This is a genomic window from Citrobacter sp. On2M (assembly GCF_018035235.1).
Taxonomy (GTDB): Bacteria; Pseudomonadota; Gammaproteobacteria; order Enterobacterales; family Enterobacteriaceae; genus Citrobacter; species Citrobacter meridianamericanus.
Window position 1 is genome coordinate 780,385 of sequence record NZ_WPCV01000002.1, and the last position, 14,073, is coordinate 794,457.

The 14,073-nt window shown below is 56.4% G+C and carries 15 protein-coding genes; 13 read left to right on the forward strand and 2 right to left on the reverse strand.

What is annotated here, in order from left to right:
* Positions 1 to 109: 109 nt before the first annotated feature.
* Genes eutN through eutR form a run of 11 tightly spaced genes read left to right on the forward strand, consistent with a single transcriptional unit; the run spans position 110 to position 11,097 of the window.
* Positions 110 to 397 carry an ethanolamine utilization microcompartment protein EutN gene (gene eutN / locus On2M_RS05815; protein ID WP_005121909.1) on the forward strand — a complete coding sequence of 96 codons (288 nt, stop codon included), beginning with the start codon at positions 110 to 112 and terminating at the stop codon, positions 395 to 397.
* Positions 398 to 408: 11 nt separating this feature from the next.
* Entirely contained in the window at positions 409 to 1,812 is a 1,404-nt protein-coding gene (locus On2M_RS05820) for an aldehyde dehydrogenase family protein (protein ID WP_210904492.1), read from the forward strand.
* 12 nt (positions 1,813 to 1,824) lie between these two features.
* The gene (eutJ, locus tag On2M_RS05825; protein ID WP_151217623.1) at positions 1,825 to 2,664 is read left to right on the forward strand and encodes an ethanolamine utilization protein EutJ; all 840 of its coding nucleotides are present in this window, start codon (positions 1,825 to 1,827) and stop codon (positions 2,662 to 2,664) included.
* Positions 2,654 to 3,841: an ethanolamine utilization ethanol dehydrogenase EutG gene (gene eutG / locus On2M_RS05830; RefSeq protein ID WP_210904493.1), complete on the forward strand. Its 1,188-nt coding sequence runs from the start codon at positions 2,654 to 2,656 to the stop codon at positions 3,839 to 3,841. The genes eutJ and eutG overlap by 11 nt, the downstream gene beginning before the upstream one ends.
* 27 nt (positions 3,842 to 3,868) lie before the next feature.
* Positions 3,869 to 5,101: an ethanolamine utilization protein EutH gene (gene eutH, locus On2M_RS05835; RefSeq protein ID WP_003038023.1), complete on the forward strand. Its 1,233-nt coding sequence runs from the start codon at positions 3,869 to 3,871 to the stop codon at positions 5,099 to 5,101.
* The gene (gene eutA, locus On2M_RS05840) at positions 5,098 to 6,501 is read left to right on the forward strand and encodes an ethanolamine ammonia-lyase reactivating factor EutA (protein WP_210904494.1); all 1,404 of its coding nucleotides are present in this window, start codon (positions 5,098 to 5,100) and stop codon (positions 6,499 to 6,501) included. The genes eutH and eutA overlap by 4 nt, the downstream gene beginning before the upstream one ends.
* Positions 6,502 to 6,512: 11 nt before the next feature.
* Positions 6,513 to 7,874 (forward strand): ethanolamine ammonia-lyase subunit alpha, encoded by a 1,362-nt coding sequence (gene eutB / locus On2M_RS05845; RefSeq protein WP_003038029.1) that lies wholly within the window; start codon positions 6,513 to 6,515, stop codon positions 7,872 to 7,874.
* Positions 7,875 to 7,894: 20 nt separating this feature from the next.
* On the forward strand, positions 7,895 to 8,785 hold the full coding sequence (eutC, locus tag On2M_RS05850; RefSeq protein WP_003038033.1) for an ethanolamine ammonia-lyase subunit EutC: 891 nt from the start codon (positions 7,895 to 7,897) through the stop codon (positions 8,783 to 8,785).
* A gap of 9 nt (positions 8,786 to 8,794) precedes the next feature.
* Positions 8,795 to 9,454: an ethanolamine utilization microcompartment protein EutL gene (gene eutL / locus On2M_RS05855; protein WP_040233508.1), complete on the forward strand. Its 660-nt coding sequence runs from the start codon at positions 8,795 to 8,797 to the stop codon at positions 9,452 to 9,454.
* 11 nt (positions 9,455 to 9,465) lie between these two features.
* Complete coding sequence (gene eutK, locus On2M_RS05860) at positions 9,466 to 9,996, forward strand: ethanolamine utilization microcompartment protein EutK (RefSeq protein WP_151217621.1); 531 nt, start codon at positions 9,466 to 9,468, stop codon at positions 9,994 to 9,996.
* 48 nt (positions 9,997 to 10,044) lie between these two features.
* Complete coding sequence (gene eutR, locus On2M_RS05865; RefSeq protein ID WP_005121920.1) at positions 10,045 to 11,097, forward strand: HTH-type transcriptional regulator EutR; 1,053 nt, start codon at positions 10,045 to 10,047, stop codon at positions 11,095 to 11,097.
* Positions 11,098 to 11,185: 88 nt separating this feature from the next.
* Here eutR and hemF read toward each other — a convergent pair whose 3' ends face one another.
* Both hemF and amiA read right to left on the reverse strand, forming a co-directional pair.
* Positions 11,186 to 12,085: an oxygen-dependent coproporphyrinogen oxidase gene (gene hemF / locus On2M_RS05870; protein ID WP_187253531.1), complete on the reverse strand. Its 900-nt coding sequence runs from the start codon at positions 12,083 to 12,085 to the stop codon at positions 11,186 to 11,188.
* A gap of 2 nt (positions 12,086 to 12,087) precedes the next feature.
* A complete protein-coding gene (amiA, locus tag On2M_RS05875; protein WP_005121924.1) occupies positions 12,088 to 12,957 on the reverse strand; it encodes an N-acetylmuramoyl-L-alanine amidase AmiA in 870 nt (289 codons plus the stop codon).
* A 211-nt stretch (positions 12,958 to 13,168) separates the two neighbouring features.
* Between amiA and On2M_RS05880 the strand changes: the two genes are divergently transcribed.
* Positions 13,169 to 13,594: a GNAT family acetyltransferase gene (locus tag On2M_RS05880; RefSeq protein WP_003038048.1), complete on the forward strand. Its 426-nt coding sequence runs from the start codon at positions 13,169 to 13,171 to the stop codon at positions 13,592 to 13,594.
* Complete coding sequence (locus On2M_RS05885; RefSeq protein ID WP_187258623.1) at positions 13,581 to 14,030, forward strand: DUF2919 domain-containing protein; 450 nt, start codon at positions 13,581 to 13,583, stop codon at positions 14,028 to 14,030. The genes On2M_RS05880 and On2M_RS05885 overlap by 14 nt, the downstream gene beginning before the upstream one ends.
* Positions 14,031 to 14,073: the final 43 nt, after the last annotated feature.

Here is a 14,073-nt window from a genome sequence, read left to right on the forward strand (position 1 = left end):
ACGCCACTGGATCGTTGAGAGAAAGCTGGCGTCACCCTCTCTCCTTTTCACATTACCTTCTGCGGAGGGTAGGGGGAGGTTTTACCTGAAATATGCCACGGAGGCGGGTATGAAACTGGCAATCGTCACAGGACAAATTGTTTGTACCGTTCGCCATCAGGGGCTCGCGCACGACAAGTTGCTGATGGTGGAAATGATTGATGCCCAGGGAAATCCCGACGGGCAGTGCGCTGTTGCGATAGACAGCATCGGGGCGGGAACCGGAGAGTGGGTGCTGCTGGTCAGTGGAAGCTCAGCCCGCCAGGCGCACCATAACGACTCATCGCCTGTCGATCTGTGCGTGATTGGCATCGTCGATGAAGTGGTGGCAGGTGGGAAAGTGGTATTTCACAAATAAGGCAGAAAATCATGAATCAACAGGATATTGAACAGGTCGTGAAAGCGGTGCTGCTGAAAATGAAAGACAGCAGTCAGCCCGTCAGTGCCGTTCAAGAAATGGGCGTCTTTGCCTCCCTGGATGACGCAGTAGCGGCAGCAAAAGTGGCTCAGCAGGGGCTGAAAAGCGTCGCTATGCGCCAACTGGCCATTCACGCCATTCGTGAAGCGGGCGAAAAACACGCCAGAGAATTAGCGGAATTTGCCGTCAGTGAAACCGGCATGGGACGCGTTGAAGATAAATTTGCCAAAAACGTGGCGCAGGCTCGTGGCACCCCAGGCGTGGAATGCCTGTCTCCACAGGTATTGACCGGCGATAACGGCCTGACGCTGATTGAAAACGCACCTTGGGGCGTGGTGGCTTCGGTAACGCCGTCCACCAACCCGGCGGCGACCGTCATTAACAACGCCATCAGCCTGATTGCCGCGGGTAACAGCGTCGTCTTTGCGCCGCATCCGGCAGCAAAAGGCGTTTCTCAGCGCGCGATCGGCCTGCTTAACCAGGCGGTGGTCGCCGCAGGTGGTCCGGCTAACCTGCTGGTAACCGTTGCTAATCCGGATATCGAAACCGCACAGCGTCTGTTCAAGTACCCGGGCATCGGACTGCTGGTCGTCACCGGTGGTGAAGCGGTGGTGGAGTCTGCGCGTAAGCATACCAACAAGCGTCTGATTGCCGCAGGTGCCGGTAACCCGCCGGTGGTGGTGGATGAAACGGCCGATCTGACTCGCGCCGCGCAGTCCATCGTCAAAGGCGCATCGTTTGATAACAACATTATCTGTGCCGATGAAAAAGTGTTGATCGTCGTGGATAGCGTTGCTGATGAACTGATGCGTCTGATGGAAGGCCAGCACGCGGTCAAACTGACAACCGCCCAGGCTGAACAGCTACAACCGGTACTACTGAAAAATGTCGATGAGCGCGGTAAAGGCACGGTCAGCCGTGACTGGGTCGGGCGCGACGCGGCAAAAATCGCCGCGTCGATCGGCCTGAACGTTCCGGAGCAAACCCGCTTGTTGTTCGTCGAAACCTCCGCCACGCATCCGTTTGCTGTGACTGAACTGATGATGCCGGTGCTGCCGGTGGTGCGGGTAGCTAACGTTGACGAAGCCATTGCGCTGGCCGTTACGCTCGAAGGTGGTTGTCACCATACGGCGGCGATGCACTCACGCAACATCGACAATATGAACCGTATGGCTAACGCCATCGACACCAGCATTTTCGTCAAGAACGGACCATGCATTGCCGGCCTTGGACTTGGTGGCGAAGGCTGGACGACCATGACCATTACCACGCCAACCGGGGAAGGGGTGACCAGTGCGCGCACGTTTGTACGCCTGCGTCGCTGTGTGCTGGTGGATGCGTTTCGCATCGTATAAGGAGTGAAAAAGATGGCGCATGACGAACAACTGTGGCTCACACCCAGACTGCAAAAAGCGGCATCGCTGTGTAACCAGACGCCTGCCGCAAGCGATTCACCGCTGTGGTTGGGCGTTGATTTGGGAACCTGTGATGTGGTGTCGATGGTTGTCGACAACGAAGGGCAGCCGGTTGCGGTTTGTCTGGACTGGGCCGACGTCGTGCGCGATGGCATCGTCTGGGATTTCTTCGGTGCTGTGACCATTGTTCGTCGCCATCTCGATACGCTCGAACAACAACTGGGTTGCCGCTTTACTCATGCGGCTACCTCATTCCCGCCTGGCACTGACCCGCGTATCTCCATCAACGTGCTGGAGTCCGCCGGGCTTGAGGTGAGCCATGTGCTGGATGAGCCGACCGCCGTGGCAGATTTGCTGGCGCTTGATAACGCCGGAGTCGTCGATATCGGCGGTGGAACGACTGGTATCGCCATTGTGAAACAGGGCAAAGTGACTTACTCCGCTGACGAAGCGACCGGTGGGCACCACATTTCCCTGACGCTCGCCGGGAATCGTCGTATTCAACTGGAAGAAGCCGAGCAGTTCAAACGCAGCAACGGCAAAGAAATCTGGCCGGTGGTTAAGCCGGTTTACGAAAAGATGGCGGAAATTGTCGCCCATCATATTGCCGGACAAGGGATTACGGATTTATGGCTGGCCGGTGGGTCCTGTATGCAGCCGGGGGTTGATGAGCTGTTTCGTAAGCGTTTCCCGGAGCTGCAGGTGCATTTACCGCAGCACAGTCTGTTTATGACCCCGCTGGCGATTGCCAATAGCGGAAAAGTAAAAGCGGAAGGAATCTATGCAAGCTGAATTGCAGACCGCGCTCTTTCAGGCATTCGATGCACTGAATCTGCAACGCGTAAAAACGTTCAGCGTTCCACCGGTCACATTATGCGGACTGGGAGCGCTCAGTACCTGCGGACAGGAAGCGCAAACGCGCGGACTGACGCATATGTTTGTCATGGTTGACAGCTTCCTGCATGAGGCGGGGATGACCGCCGCTCTGGAACGTAGCCTGGCGATGAAAGGCGTGGCAATGACGCTGTGGCCATGTCCGGTCGGCGAACCGTGCATCACGGACGTCTGCGCGGCGGTCGCGCAATTGCGTGAATCGAAGTGCGATGGCGTGGTGGCCTTTGGTGGCGGCTCTGTGCTGGATGCCGCTAAAGCAGTGGCGCTGCTGGTGACCAACCCGACGCAAACGCTAGCTGACATGACGGAGCACAGTGTACTGCGCCCGCGTCTACCGCTGATTGCCGTGCCAACCACCGCCGGGACCGGGTCAGAAACCACCAACGTTACGGTGATTATTGATGCCGCCACCGGACTTAAAAAAGTGCTGGCCCACGCAACCCTTATGCCAGACGTCGCCATTCTGGATGCCGCGGTAACGGAAGGCGTTCCTGCGCACGTGACGGCAATGACTGGCATTGACGCGCTGACCCATGCCGTTGAAGCGTATAGCGCGCTAAACGCGACGCCGTTTACCGACAGCCTGGCGATTGGCGCGATTGCGATGATTGGTAAATCGCTGCCAAAAGCGGTGGGATACGGCCATGATCTGGCGGCGCGGGAAAGCATGTTACTGGCGTCCTGCATGGCGGGAATGGCGTTTTCCAGCGCGGGACTGGGCCTGTGTCACGCGATGGCACACCAGCCGGGCGCTGCGCTGCACATCCCGCACGGACAAGCTAACGCCATGCTGCTGCCCACGGTAATGGGGTTCAACCGCATGGTGTGCCGTGAGCGTTTCAGCCACATCGGACGGGCGTTAACCAACAAGAAGTCGGGCGATCGTGATGCCATCAACGCCGTCAGCGAGCTGATTAGCGAAGTGGGCCAGACCAAACGACTCTCTGACGTTGGGGCAAAGCCCGAGCATTACAGCGCATGGGCAAACGCTGCGCTGGAGGATATTTGTATTCGCAGTAATCCACGCACCGCCACGCAGGCCGACATTATCGCGTTGTATGCGGCGGCACAATAAATACACATATGACAGGGAGTGAAGGCTATGGGAATTAACGAAATCATCATGTACATCATGATGTTCTTTATGCTGATTGCTGCCGTGGACAGGATCCTGTCTCAGTTCGGCGGTTCGGCGCGCTTCCTCGGTAAGTTTGGTAAGAGCATTGAGGGATCGGGCGGTCAGTTCGAAGAAGGCTTTATGGCAATGGGCGCGCTGGGCCTGGCGATGGTCGGTATGACCGCGCTGGCGCCGGTACTGGCGCATGTGCTCGGACCAGTAATCATTCCGCTGTACGAAATGCTGGGCGCGAACCCGTCGATGTTTGCCGGAACGCTGCTGGCGTGCGATATGGGCGGCTTCTTCCTGGCGAAAGAACTGGCGGGCGGCGACGTGGCGGCATGGTTGTACTCTGGCCTGATTCTCGGCGCGATGATGGGACCGACACTGGTCTTCTCCATTCCGGTTGCGCTGGGAATTATTGAACCGTCTGACCGTCGTTATCTGGCGCTGGGCGTGCTGGCCGGTATCGTCACCATTCCGATTGGCTGTATTGCGGGTGGTTTGGTTGCGATGTACTCCGGCGTGGAAATAAATGGTCAGCCAGTGGAGTTCACCTTTGCACTGATCCTGATGAACATGATCCCGGTGCTGATCGTGGCCGTGCTGGTGGCGCTGGGACTGAAATTCATCCCGGAAAAAATGATCAACGGCTTCCAGATCTTCGCCAAGTTCCTGGTAGCGCTGATCACCCTCGGTCTGGCGGCGGCAGTCATCAAGTTCCTGCTCGGCTGGGAGCTAATCCCGGGTCTTGATCCTATTTTCATGGCACCGGGCGATAAGCCGGGTGAAGTGATGCGCGCCATCGAAGTTATCGGTTCTATCTCCTGTGTGCTGCTGGGTGCCTACCCGATGGTGCTGCTGCTGACCCGCTGGTTTGAAAAACCGCTGATGAGCGTTGGCAACCTGTTGAAAGTTAATAATATTGCGGCTGCGGGTATGGTGGCAACGCTTGCCAACAACATCCCGATGTTCGGCATGATGAAAAACATGGATACCCGCGGCAAAGTGATCAACTGCGCCTTTGCAGTCTCTGCGGCCTTCGCCCTGGGTGACCACTTAGGCTTCGCCGCTGCCAACATGAACGCCATGATCTTCCCGATGATTGTCGGCAAGCTGATCGGCGGCGTGACGGCGATTGGCGTGGCTATGCTGTTAGTACCGAAAGACGAAGATGTTCCGGCTCCAGCAGAAACCAATCCGGAGGCGCAATCGTGAATACCCGCCAGCTACTCAGCGTCGGTATCGATATCGGCACCACCACCACTCAGGTAATTTTCTCGCGCCTTGAGCTGGTCAATCGTGCGGCAGTGTCGCAGGTGCCGCGTTACGAATTCATCAAACGCGAAATTAGCTGGCAAAGCCCGGTGTTCTTTACACCCGTTGATAAGCAGGGTGGGTTGAAAGAGGCCGAACTGAAAGCTCTGATCCTCGCCCAGTATCAGGCGGCGGGGATTGACCCAGAGACCGTCGATTCCGGTGCGATCATCATTACCGGGGAAAGCGCCAAAACCCGCAATGCACGACCTGCGGTGATGACGCTCTCCCAGTCGCTGGGTGACTTCGTGGTGGCAAGCGCTGGTCCACATCTGGAATCGGTGATTGCCGGTCATGGCGCGGGAGCGCAAACCCTGTCCGAACAGAAATTGTGCCGCGTACTGAATATCGACATAGGCGGCGGTACGTCGAACTACGTCTTGTTCGACGCGGGAAAAGTCAGCGGCTCGGCCTGCCTGAACGTCGGCGGACGGCTACTGGAAACGGACGGTCAAGGACGCGTGGTGCATGCGCATCAGCCAGGACAGATGATTGTTGATGACGTATTTGGTCCAGGCACTGATGCCCGAACCCTCAATGCGGCGCAGCTTGTTCAGGTGGCCCGGCGGATGGCTGCGCTGATTGTGGAGGTGATTGACGGCACGCTTTCACCGCTGGCGCAGGCGCTGATGCAAACCGGTCTGTTACCGGTTGGCGTGAAACCTGAAGTGATTACGTTGTCCGGTGGGGTGGGCGAGTGCTACCGCAACCAACCTGCCGATCCGTTCTGTTTTTCCGACATTGGGCCGCTGTTAGCAACGGCGCTGCATGAACATCCGCGCCTGCGTGAGATGAACGTGCAGTTTCCGGCGCAAACCGTGCGCGCCACGGTGATTGGCGCCGGGGCGCATACGCTGTCGCTTTCGGGCAGCACTATCTGGCTGGAGGGTGTGGCGCTTCCGCTGCGCAATCTGCCAGTGGCGATTCCGGTTGATGAGGCTGATCTGGTGGCCGCCTGGCAACAGGCGCTAATGCAGCTCGATCTGGACCCGCAAACGGACGCCTACGTGCTGGCGCTGCCCGGTTCGCTACCGGTGCGCTACGCCGCGCTGTTAACGGTGATTGATGCGCTGCTGGCCTTTGTCGCGCGCTATCCGAATCCGCATCCCCTGCTGGTGGTAGCCGAGCAGGATTTTGGTAAAGCCCTGGGCATGCTTTTACGCCCACAGTTACAGCAACACCCGCTGGCGGTCATCGATGAGGTGGTTGTCCGGGCGGGGGACTATATCGACATTGGTACGCCTCTTTTTGGCGGATCGGTTGTGCCGGTGACGGTGAAATCACTCGCATTTCCTTCCTGAGGGAACGACTTATGAAACTAAAGACCACATTGTTCGGCAATGTTTATCAGTTTAAGGATGTTAAAGAGGTGCTGGCAAAAGCCAACGAACTGCGTTCGGGGGATGTGCTGGCAGGTGTGGCAGCAACCAGTTCGCAAGAGCGCGTGGCGGCCAAGCAGGTGCTGTCGGAAATGACGGTAGCGGATATTCGCAACAACCCGGTGATTTCCTATGAAGAGGACTGCGTGACGCGTCTTATTCAGGATGACGTCAACGAAACGGCCTATAACCGCATCAAGAACTGGAGTATCAGCGAGCTGCGCGAGTATGTGCTGAGCGATGAAACCTCCGTGGATGACATTGCGTTTACGCGCAAAGGGTTAACGTCGGAAGTGGTCGCCGCGGTAGCAAAAATCTGCTCTAACGCTGACCTGATCTACGGCGGAAAGAAAATGCCGGTGATCAAAAAAGCCAACACTACCATCGGTCTGCCGGGCACCTTCAGTTGCCGTTTACAGCCTAACGACACCCGTGATGATGTGCAGAGTATTGCCGCACAAATCTACGAAGGGCTGTCCTTTGGTGCGGGCGATGCGGTAATTGGCGTCAACCCGGTAACGGATGACGTGGAAAACTTAAGCCGTGTGCTCGATACCGTGTATGGCGTTATCGACAAGTTTAATATTCCAACTCAGGGCTGCGTACTGGCACACGTTACCACCCAGATCGAAGCGATTCGTCGTGGCGCGCCGGGCGGGTTGATTTTCCAGAGTATCTGCGGCAGTGAGAAAGGCTTAAAAGAATTTGGCGTTGAGCTGGCGATGCTGGATGAGGCGCGTGCAGTGGGCGCGGAATTTAACCGCATAGCCGGGGAAAACTGCCTGTACTTCGAAACAGGACAAGGCTCCGCGCTCTCTGCGGGCGCTAACTTCGGCGCCGATCAGGTGACGATGGAAGCGCGTAACTACGGGCTGGCGCGTCACTACGATCCGTTCCTCGTGAACACCGTGGTGGGCTTTATCGGGCCGGAGTATCTCTACAACGACCGCCAGATTATTCGCGCGGGTCTGGAAGATCACTTTATGGGCAAGCTGAGCGGCATCTCAATGGGCTGTGACTGCTGCTACACCAACCACGCGGATGCTGACCAGAACCTCAACGAAAACCTGATGATTCTGCTCGCCACCGCTGGCTGCAACTACATCATGGGCATGCCGCTCGGTGACGACATCATGCTCAACTACCAGACCACCGCGTTCCACGACACTGCGACCGTGCGCCAGTTGCTGAACCTGCGCCCGTCGCCGGAGTTTGAACGCTGGCTGGAAACCATGGGCATTATGGCAAACGGTCGCCTGACCAAACGGGCGGGCGATCCGTCACTGTTCTTCTGATAACGCGGGGATGACACACGATGGATCAAAAACAGATTGAAGAAATTGTACGCAGTGTAATGGCGTCAATGGGGGAGCCGCAGGTTCAAGCGCCATCAGCGGAAGTGAAATGCAGCACTACGCAGTGCGCCGCGCCGACCGGTGAAAGCTGTGCGATGGACTTAGGCTCAGCCGAAGCGAAAGCGTGGATTGGCGTTGAGAATCCGCATCGGGCAGAGGTATTGACCGAACTGCGCCGTAGCACCGCTGCGCGTGTATGTACCGGGCGCGCCGGTCCTCGTCCGCGTACCCAGGCGCTGCTGCGCTTCCTGGCTGACCACTCGCGTTCGAAAGATACGGTATTGAAAGAAGTGCCGGAAGAGTGGGTAAAAGCCCAGGGACTACTGGAAGTGCGCTCGGAAATCAGCGACAAAAACCTGTATCTGACGCGCCCGGACATGGGACGTCGTCTGAGTGCGGAAGCCATTGAAGCACTGAAATCACAGTGTGTAATGAATCCGGATGTGCAGGTGATTATTTCTGATGGCCTGTCTACTGACGCCATCACCGCCAATTACGAAGAGATTCTCCCACCGCTGTTGTCAGGCTTAAAACAGGCCGGACTGAAGGTCGGAACCCCGTTCTTCGTTCGCTATGGTCGCGTGAAAATAGAAGATCAGATCGGCGAACTGCTCGGCGCGAAAGCGGTGATCCTGCTGGTAGGTGAACGTCCGGGCCTCGGCCAGTCGGAAAGTCTTTCTTGCTATGCCGTCTATTCGCCGCGCGTGGCGACGACCGTTGAAGCCGACCGTACCTGTATCTCGAATATTCACCAGGGCGGTACGCCACCGGTTGAAGCTGCGGCGGTGATTGTAGATTTGGCCAAACGCATGCTGGAGCAAAAAGCGTCCGGCATCAATATGACCCGTTAAGGAGGCATCATGCCCGCATTAGATTTGATTAGACCTTCAGTCACCGCAATGCGCGTGATTGCCTCGGTAAATGACGGTTTTGCCCGTGAACTTAAATTACCGCCACATATACGTAGTCTCGGACTCATCACAGCAGATTCTGATGACGTGGCGTATATTGCCGCAGACGAAGCGACAAAACAGGCGATGGTGGAAGTGGTTTATGGCCGCTCGCTGTATGCCGGTGCGGCGCACAGTCCCTCTCCAACCTCGGGCGAAGTGCTGATCATGCTCGGTGGACCTAACCCGGCAGAAGTTCGCGCCGGTCTGGATGCGATGGTCGCCAATATTGAAAGTGGCGCGGCGTTCCAGTGGGCCAATGACGCAGAAGATACCGCTTTCCTCGCGCACGTGGTTTCGCGTACCGGTTCGTATCTCTCGGCGACCGCAGGATGCCGACTTGGCGATCCGATGGCGTATCTGGTTGCACCGCCGCTGGAAGCAACATTTGGTATTGATGCGGCGCTCAAATCTGCCGATGTACAGATTGTCACCTATGTGCCGCCACCGTCAGAAACCAACTACTCAGCGGCGTTTTTAACCGGTAGCCAGGCCGCCTGTAAAGCTGCCTGTAACGCTTTTGCTGATGCTGTTCTGGATATTGCTCGTAATCCTGTTCAGCGCGCGTAAGAGAGGTTGCAATGATCAATGCACTGGGATTACTGGAAGTGGATGGCATGGTGGCTGCCGTAGACGCGGCGGATGCCATGCTGAAAGCCGCGAACGTGCGTCTGCTCAGTCACCAGGTGCTGGATCCTGGCAGGCTGACTCTGGTTGTGGAAGGCGATCTGGCTGCGTGTCGTGCAGCGCTGGACGCCGGAAGCGCAGCCGCAGCGCGTACAGGTCGTGTTGTCAGTCGCAAGGAGATAGGGCGGCCAGAAGATGACACCCAGTGGCTGATCGGCGGTTTTACGCGCCAGCCGAAGAAACCAGAACAGAAGTCAGAAGTGAAAGCAGATGTAAAAGCAGAGAAGACGCAGGGTGCCCCGGTGGCTTCTGAATCCTCTGCACAGCTTCTGACGCTGTTGGCATCGGTCCGTCAAGGAATGACGGCAGGGGAAGTGGCTGCGCACTTTGGCTGGTCACTTGATGAAGCCAGAAAGGCGCTTGAACAGCTCTTTTCTGACGGAGCGTTGCGTAAACGCAGTAGTCGCTATCGCTTAAAAAATTAACCTGTCGGAGGGCCGGGGGCTTCGTTGAAGCTTCCGGCTTAAAAGATCATGAAAAAGACCCGTACTGCTAACCTGCACCATCTTTATCATGAAGCATTACCCGAAGACGTTAAACTTACGCCGAAAGTGGAGGTGGACAACGTTCACCAGCGGCGAACAACGGATGTGTATGAGCATGCGCTGACGATTACCGCCTGGCAGCAGATCTACGACCAATTGCATCCGGGAAAATTTCATGGCGAGTTCACGGAAATCCTGCTCGACGATATTCAGGTGTTCCGTGAATACACCGGTCTGGCGCTGCGTCAGTCGTGTCTTGTCTGGCCGAACTCATTCTGGTTTGGTATTCCGGCCACTCGCGGCGAACAGGGATTTATCGGCACCCAGTGTCTGGGCAGTGCTGAAATCGCTACTCGTCCAGGTGGGACAGAGTTTGAACTGAGTACGCCGGATGATTACACCATTTTGGGTGTCGTCATTTCAGAAGAGGCGATTGCCCGTCAGGCTAACTTCCTTCATAACCCGGAAAGGGTGCTGCATATGCTGCGCAACCAGTCGGCACTGGAGGTGAAAGAACAACACAAAGCCGCGCTTTGGGGCTTTGTACAGCAGGCGCTGGCAACGTTCAGCGAAAATCCGGCGAATCTCCATCAGCCTGCGGTGCGTAAAGTGTTGGGCGATAACCTGCTGCTGGCAATGGGCACGATGCTGGAAGAAGCGCAACCGATAATCACGGCGGAGAGCATCAGCCATCAGAGCTATCGCCGCCTGCTGTCGCGGGCGCGCGAATACGTGCTGGAAAATATGTCGGAACCGCTGACCGTGCTCGACCTGTGTAACCAGCTGCACGTCAGTCGCCGGACGTTGCAAAACGCCTTTCACGCAATCCTCGGTATTGGGCCGAATGCCTGGTTAAAACGCATTCGCCTGAACGCCGTGCGTCGCGAGCTGATAAGCCCGTGGTCACAAAGTACCACGGTGAAAGACGCCGCCATGCAGTGGGGATTCTGGCATTTAGGGCAGTTCGCCACCGACTACCAGCAACTGTTTGCGGAGAAACCGTCGCTGACGCTGCATCAGCGTATGCGCCAGTGGGCGTGATGAAATTATTATGCCGGATGCCTTGCGTCTTATCCGGTCTGGGAGGCGGCGCTGTTGTTGGCCTGAGAAGCCTGGCGCCATCAGGCCATTACACCCAGTCACGCACCTGAATAAACTCGCTAAGGGCGGCTTCCGGGCTGTTCGCTTCCGGATGGTAGTCATATTCCCAACGCACCAGCGGCGGCATCGACATTAGAATGGATTCCGTCCGCCCGCCGGTCTGCAGACCGAACAATGTGCCGCGATCCCACACCAGGTTAAATTCCACATAGCGTCCGCGACGATAAAGCTGAAAATTGCGTTCACGCTCGCCCCAGCTCATTGCTTTGCGGCGCTCGACGATGGGCAAATACGCCTCGGCATAACCCTTTCCAACAGCCTGCATAAAGGCGAAGCTGCGATCGAAATTCGGCGTATTCAAATCATCGAAAAAAAGTCCGCCAATGCCGCGCTGTTCGTTGCGATGTTTGAGAAAGAAGTAGTCATCGCACCACTTCTTGTAACGTGGATAAACGTCATCGCCGAACGGCTGGCACAGATCCCGCGCCGTGCGGTGCCAATGAACTGCATCCTCATCAAAGCCGTAGTAGGGCGTTAAGTCAAAGCCGCCGCCAAACCACCACACCGGGTCGGCGCCCGGTTTTTCCGCGATAAAAAACCGTACGTTGGCATGGCTGGTCGGAATGTAAGGATTCTGTGGATGCACCACCAGCGATACGCCCATGGCCTCAAAGCTGCGACCGGCAAGCTCCGGGCGATGGGCGGTAGCCGATGCTGGCATTGCATCGCCATGGACGTGGGAGAAGTTGACGCCCGCTTGCTCAAAAATACCGCCGTTACGCAGTACCCGGCTGCGCCCGCCGCCGCCCGCTTCGCGCTGCCAATTATCTTCAACGAATCCGGCACCATCTACGGCAGATAACTGCTGACAAATATCATCCTGCAGGCTGAGCAGGAACTGTTTTACGCGCTGTGCATCGGGCTTCATGATTAACGTTTCTTCGAGTGTGCTTTCTGGTTATCAAACCAGTGGAAATAGCTGATGATGCCATTGGCGATAGCGGTAGCGATTTTTTGACGAAACGCCGTTGTGCCCAGCAGTCGCTCTTCTTCCGGGTTGGTAATGAACGAGGTTTCGACCAGTACCGACGGAATTGAGGGGGATTTTAGCACCACGAAGGCGGCCTGTTCAGTGCTACGACTGTGCAGCCGGTGTACCGGCTTAATCTTCTTGAGAATATGCGACCCTAAGGTCAGGCTGTTTTTAATGGTGTCGGTTTGCACCAGATCGAACAATACCTGCTGCAGCAAATGGTCTTTATCGGTGGTCTTTTTTCCAGCCACTTCATCGGCCCGGTTTTCACGGTCGGACAGATATTTCGCCATGGCGCTACTGGCGCCGCGATTAGACAGCGCAAAGACCGACGCACCTGCGGCGCTCGGATTGGTAAAACCGTCGGCGTGGATCGACATGAACAGATCGGCACCATGCTTGTGGGCGATCTCGACGCGATCGTACAGCGGAATAAACGTATCGCCGGAGCGGGTCAGGCGCGCATCAATCCCCTGGTTACGTAGAATCGAGCGCACGTTTTTGGCAATCGCCAGTACCACGTGCTTCTCCTTTGAACCGTTGCGACCAATTGCGCCGGTATCAATCCCGCCGTGACCCGGATCGAGGACAACTACGCGCTTAGCGCCGGCTTTTTTCGCTTTCGGTTTGCTGTGTCCATTGCTGGTCTTAAGCGCCTCTTCTTTAGCGATGGCTTGCGACATGCCTGACAGCGTCAGGGCGGCCAGCCCGGCTTTCAACACCTGGCGGCGCGATGTGAGTGTTTTTAGTGGTTTAAAAGTGCTCATACGGCCTGAGTTGTAAAAAAAGGTTCTAAACGTTATATCGTATCGCGTTGTCCGTTGCGACGGATCGGGATAAGAATTGTTTTACTTTTCATTTCAATACGTGACAATTCCGTATTATGCCATTTTTTCCGCCGCTTCGCGTCAGATATTGGCTAAATCAGCCGTTCGCGCCATAATCGCTTTTTAACGTCCTGAAAAGGTAACCAATACCATGGAAATACGCGTTTTTCGCCAGGAAGATTTCGAAGAGGTGATCACCCTCTGGGAGCGCTGTGATTTGCTGCGTCCATGGAACGATCCGGAAATGGACATTGAGCGTAAGGTCAATCATGACGTCAGCCTGTTTCTGGTCGCTGAAGTGAACGGCGAGGTAGTTGGTACGGTGATGGGCGGCTACGACGGGCATCGCGGTTCGGCTTATTATCTTGGCGTGCACCCTGAGTTTCGCGGTCGCGGCATCGCTAATGCGCTGCTTAACCGACTGGAGAAAAAGCTTATTGCCCGCGGTTGCCCCAAGATTCAAATCATGGTGCGTGACGATAATGATGTCGTGCAGGGCATGTATGAACGTCTGGGCTATGAACATGCGGATGTACTCAATCTGGGCAAGCGCTTGATCGAAGATGAAGAGTACTGAGTTTCATCCGGCCGACTATGACAGCCATGGGCGTCTGCGCCTGCCTTTTCTCTTCTGGTGCGTATTGCTGCTGCAGGCACGCACCTGGGTACTGTTTGTCATTGCTGGCTCTTCCCGTGAGCAGGGCAATACATTACTGAATTTGTTTTATCCCGATCATGATGCATTCTGGCTGGGGTTACTTCCCGGCGTTCCGGCGGTACTGGCGTTTTTAGTCAGCGGCAGGCGTTTTGCGTTTCCTGTGATATGGCGCTGGCTGCGCGGATTACTGATCCTCGCTCAACTGGTGCTGTTGTGCTGGCAGCCGGTGATGTGGCTGGGAGGCGATCCGGTCAACGGCGTCGGGCTGGCGCTGCTGGTGGCGGATATTGTCGCGCTGATCTGGCTGTTAACCAATCAACGTTTGCGCGCCTGTTTTTCCCTCGAGAAAGAATAACGGCACTTTTTGGCGAAAGCGGACTCCAAGCAACGTTGATAAA

Bases quoted from the DNA above. Each gene is read 5' to 3' on its own strand.
- eutN (WP_005121909.1), top strand. From the start codon at position 110: ATGAAACTGGCAATCGTCACAGGACAAATTGTTTGTACCGTTCGCCAT.
- On2M_RS05820 (WP_210904492.1), top strand. From the start codon at position 409: ATGAATCAACAGGATATTGAACAGGTCGTGAAAGCGGTGCTGCTGAAA.
- eutJ (WP_151217623.1), top strand. From the start codon at position 1,825: ATGGCGCATGACGAACAACTGTGGCTCACACCCAGACTGCAAAAAGCG.
- eutG (WP_210904493.1), top strand. From the start codon at position 2,654: ATGCAAGCTGAATTGCAGACCGCGCTCTTTCAGGCATTCGATGCACTG.
- eutH (WP_003038023.1), top strand. From the start codon at position 3,869: ATGGGAATTAACGAAATCATCATGTACATCATGATGTTCTTTATGCTG.
- eutB (WP_003038029.1), top strand. From the start codon at position 6,513: ATGAAACTAAAGACCACATTGTTCGGCAATGTTTATCAGTTTAAGGAT.
- eutC (WP_003038033.1), top strand. From the start codon at position 7,895: ATGGATCAAAAACAGATTGAAGAAATTGTACGCAGTGTAATGGCGTCA.
- eutL (WP_040233508.1), top strand. From the start codon at position 8,795: ATGCCCGCATTAGATTTGATTAGACCTTCAGTCACCGCAATGCGCGTG.
- eutK (WP_151217621.1), top strand. From the start codon at position 9,466: ATGATCAATGCACTGGGATTACTGGAAGTGGATGGCATGGTGGCTGCC.
- eutR (WP_005121920.1), top strand. From the start codon at position 10,045: ATGAAAAAGACCCGTACTGCTAACCTGCACCATCTTTATCATGAAGCA.
- hemF (WP_187253531.1), bottom strand. From the start codon at position 12,085: ATGAAGCCCGATGCACAGCGCGTAAAACAGTTCCTGCTCAGCCTGCAG.
- amiA (WP_005121924.1), bottom strand. From the start codon at position 12,957: ATGAGCACTTTTAAACCACTAAAAACACTCACATCGCGCCGCCAGGTG.
- On2M_RS05880 (WP_003038048.1), top strand. From the start codon at position 13,169: ATGGAAATACGCGTTTTTCGCCAGGAAGATTTCGAAGAGGTGATCACC.
- On2M_RS05885 (WP_187258623.1), top strand. From the start codon at position 13,581: ATGAAGAGTACTGAGTTTCATCCGGCCGACTATGACAGCCATGGGCGT.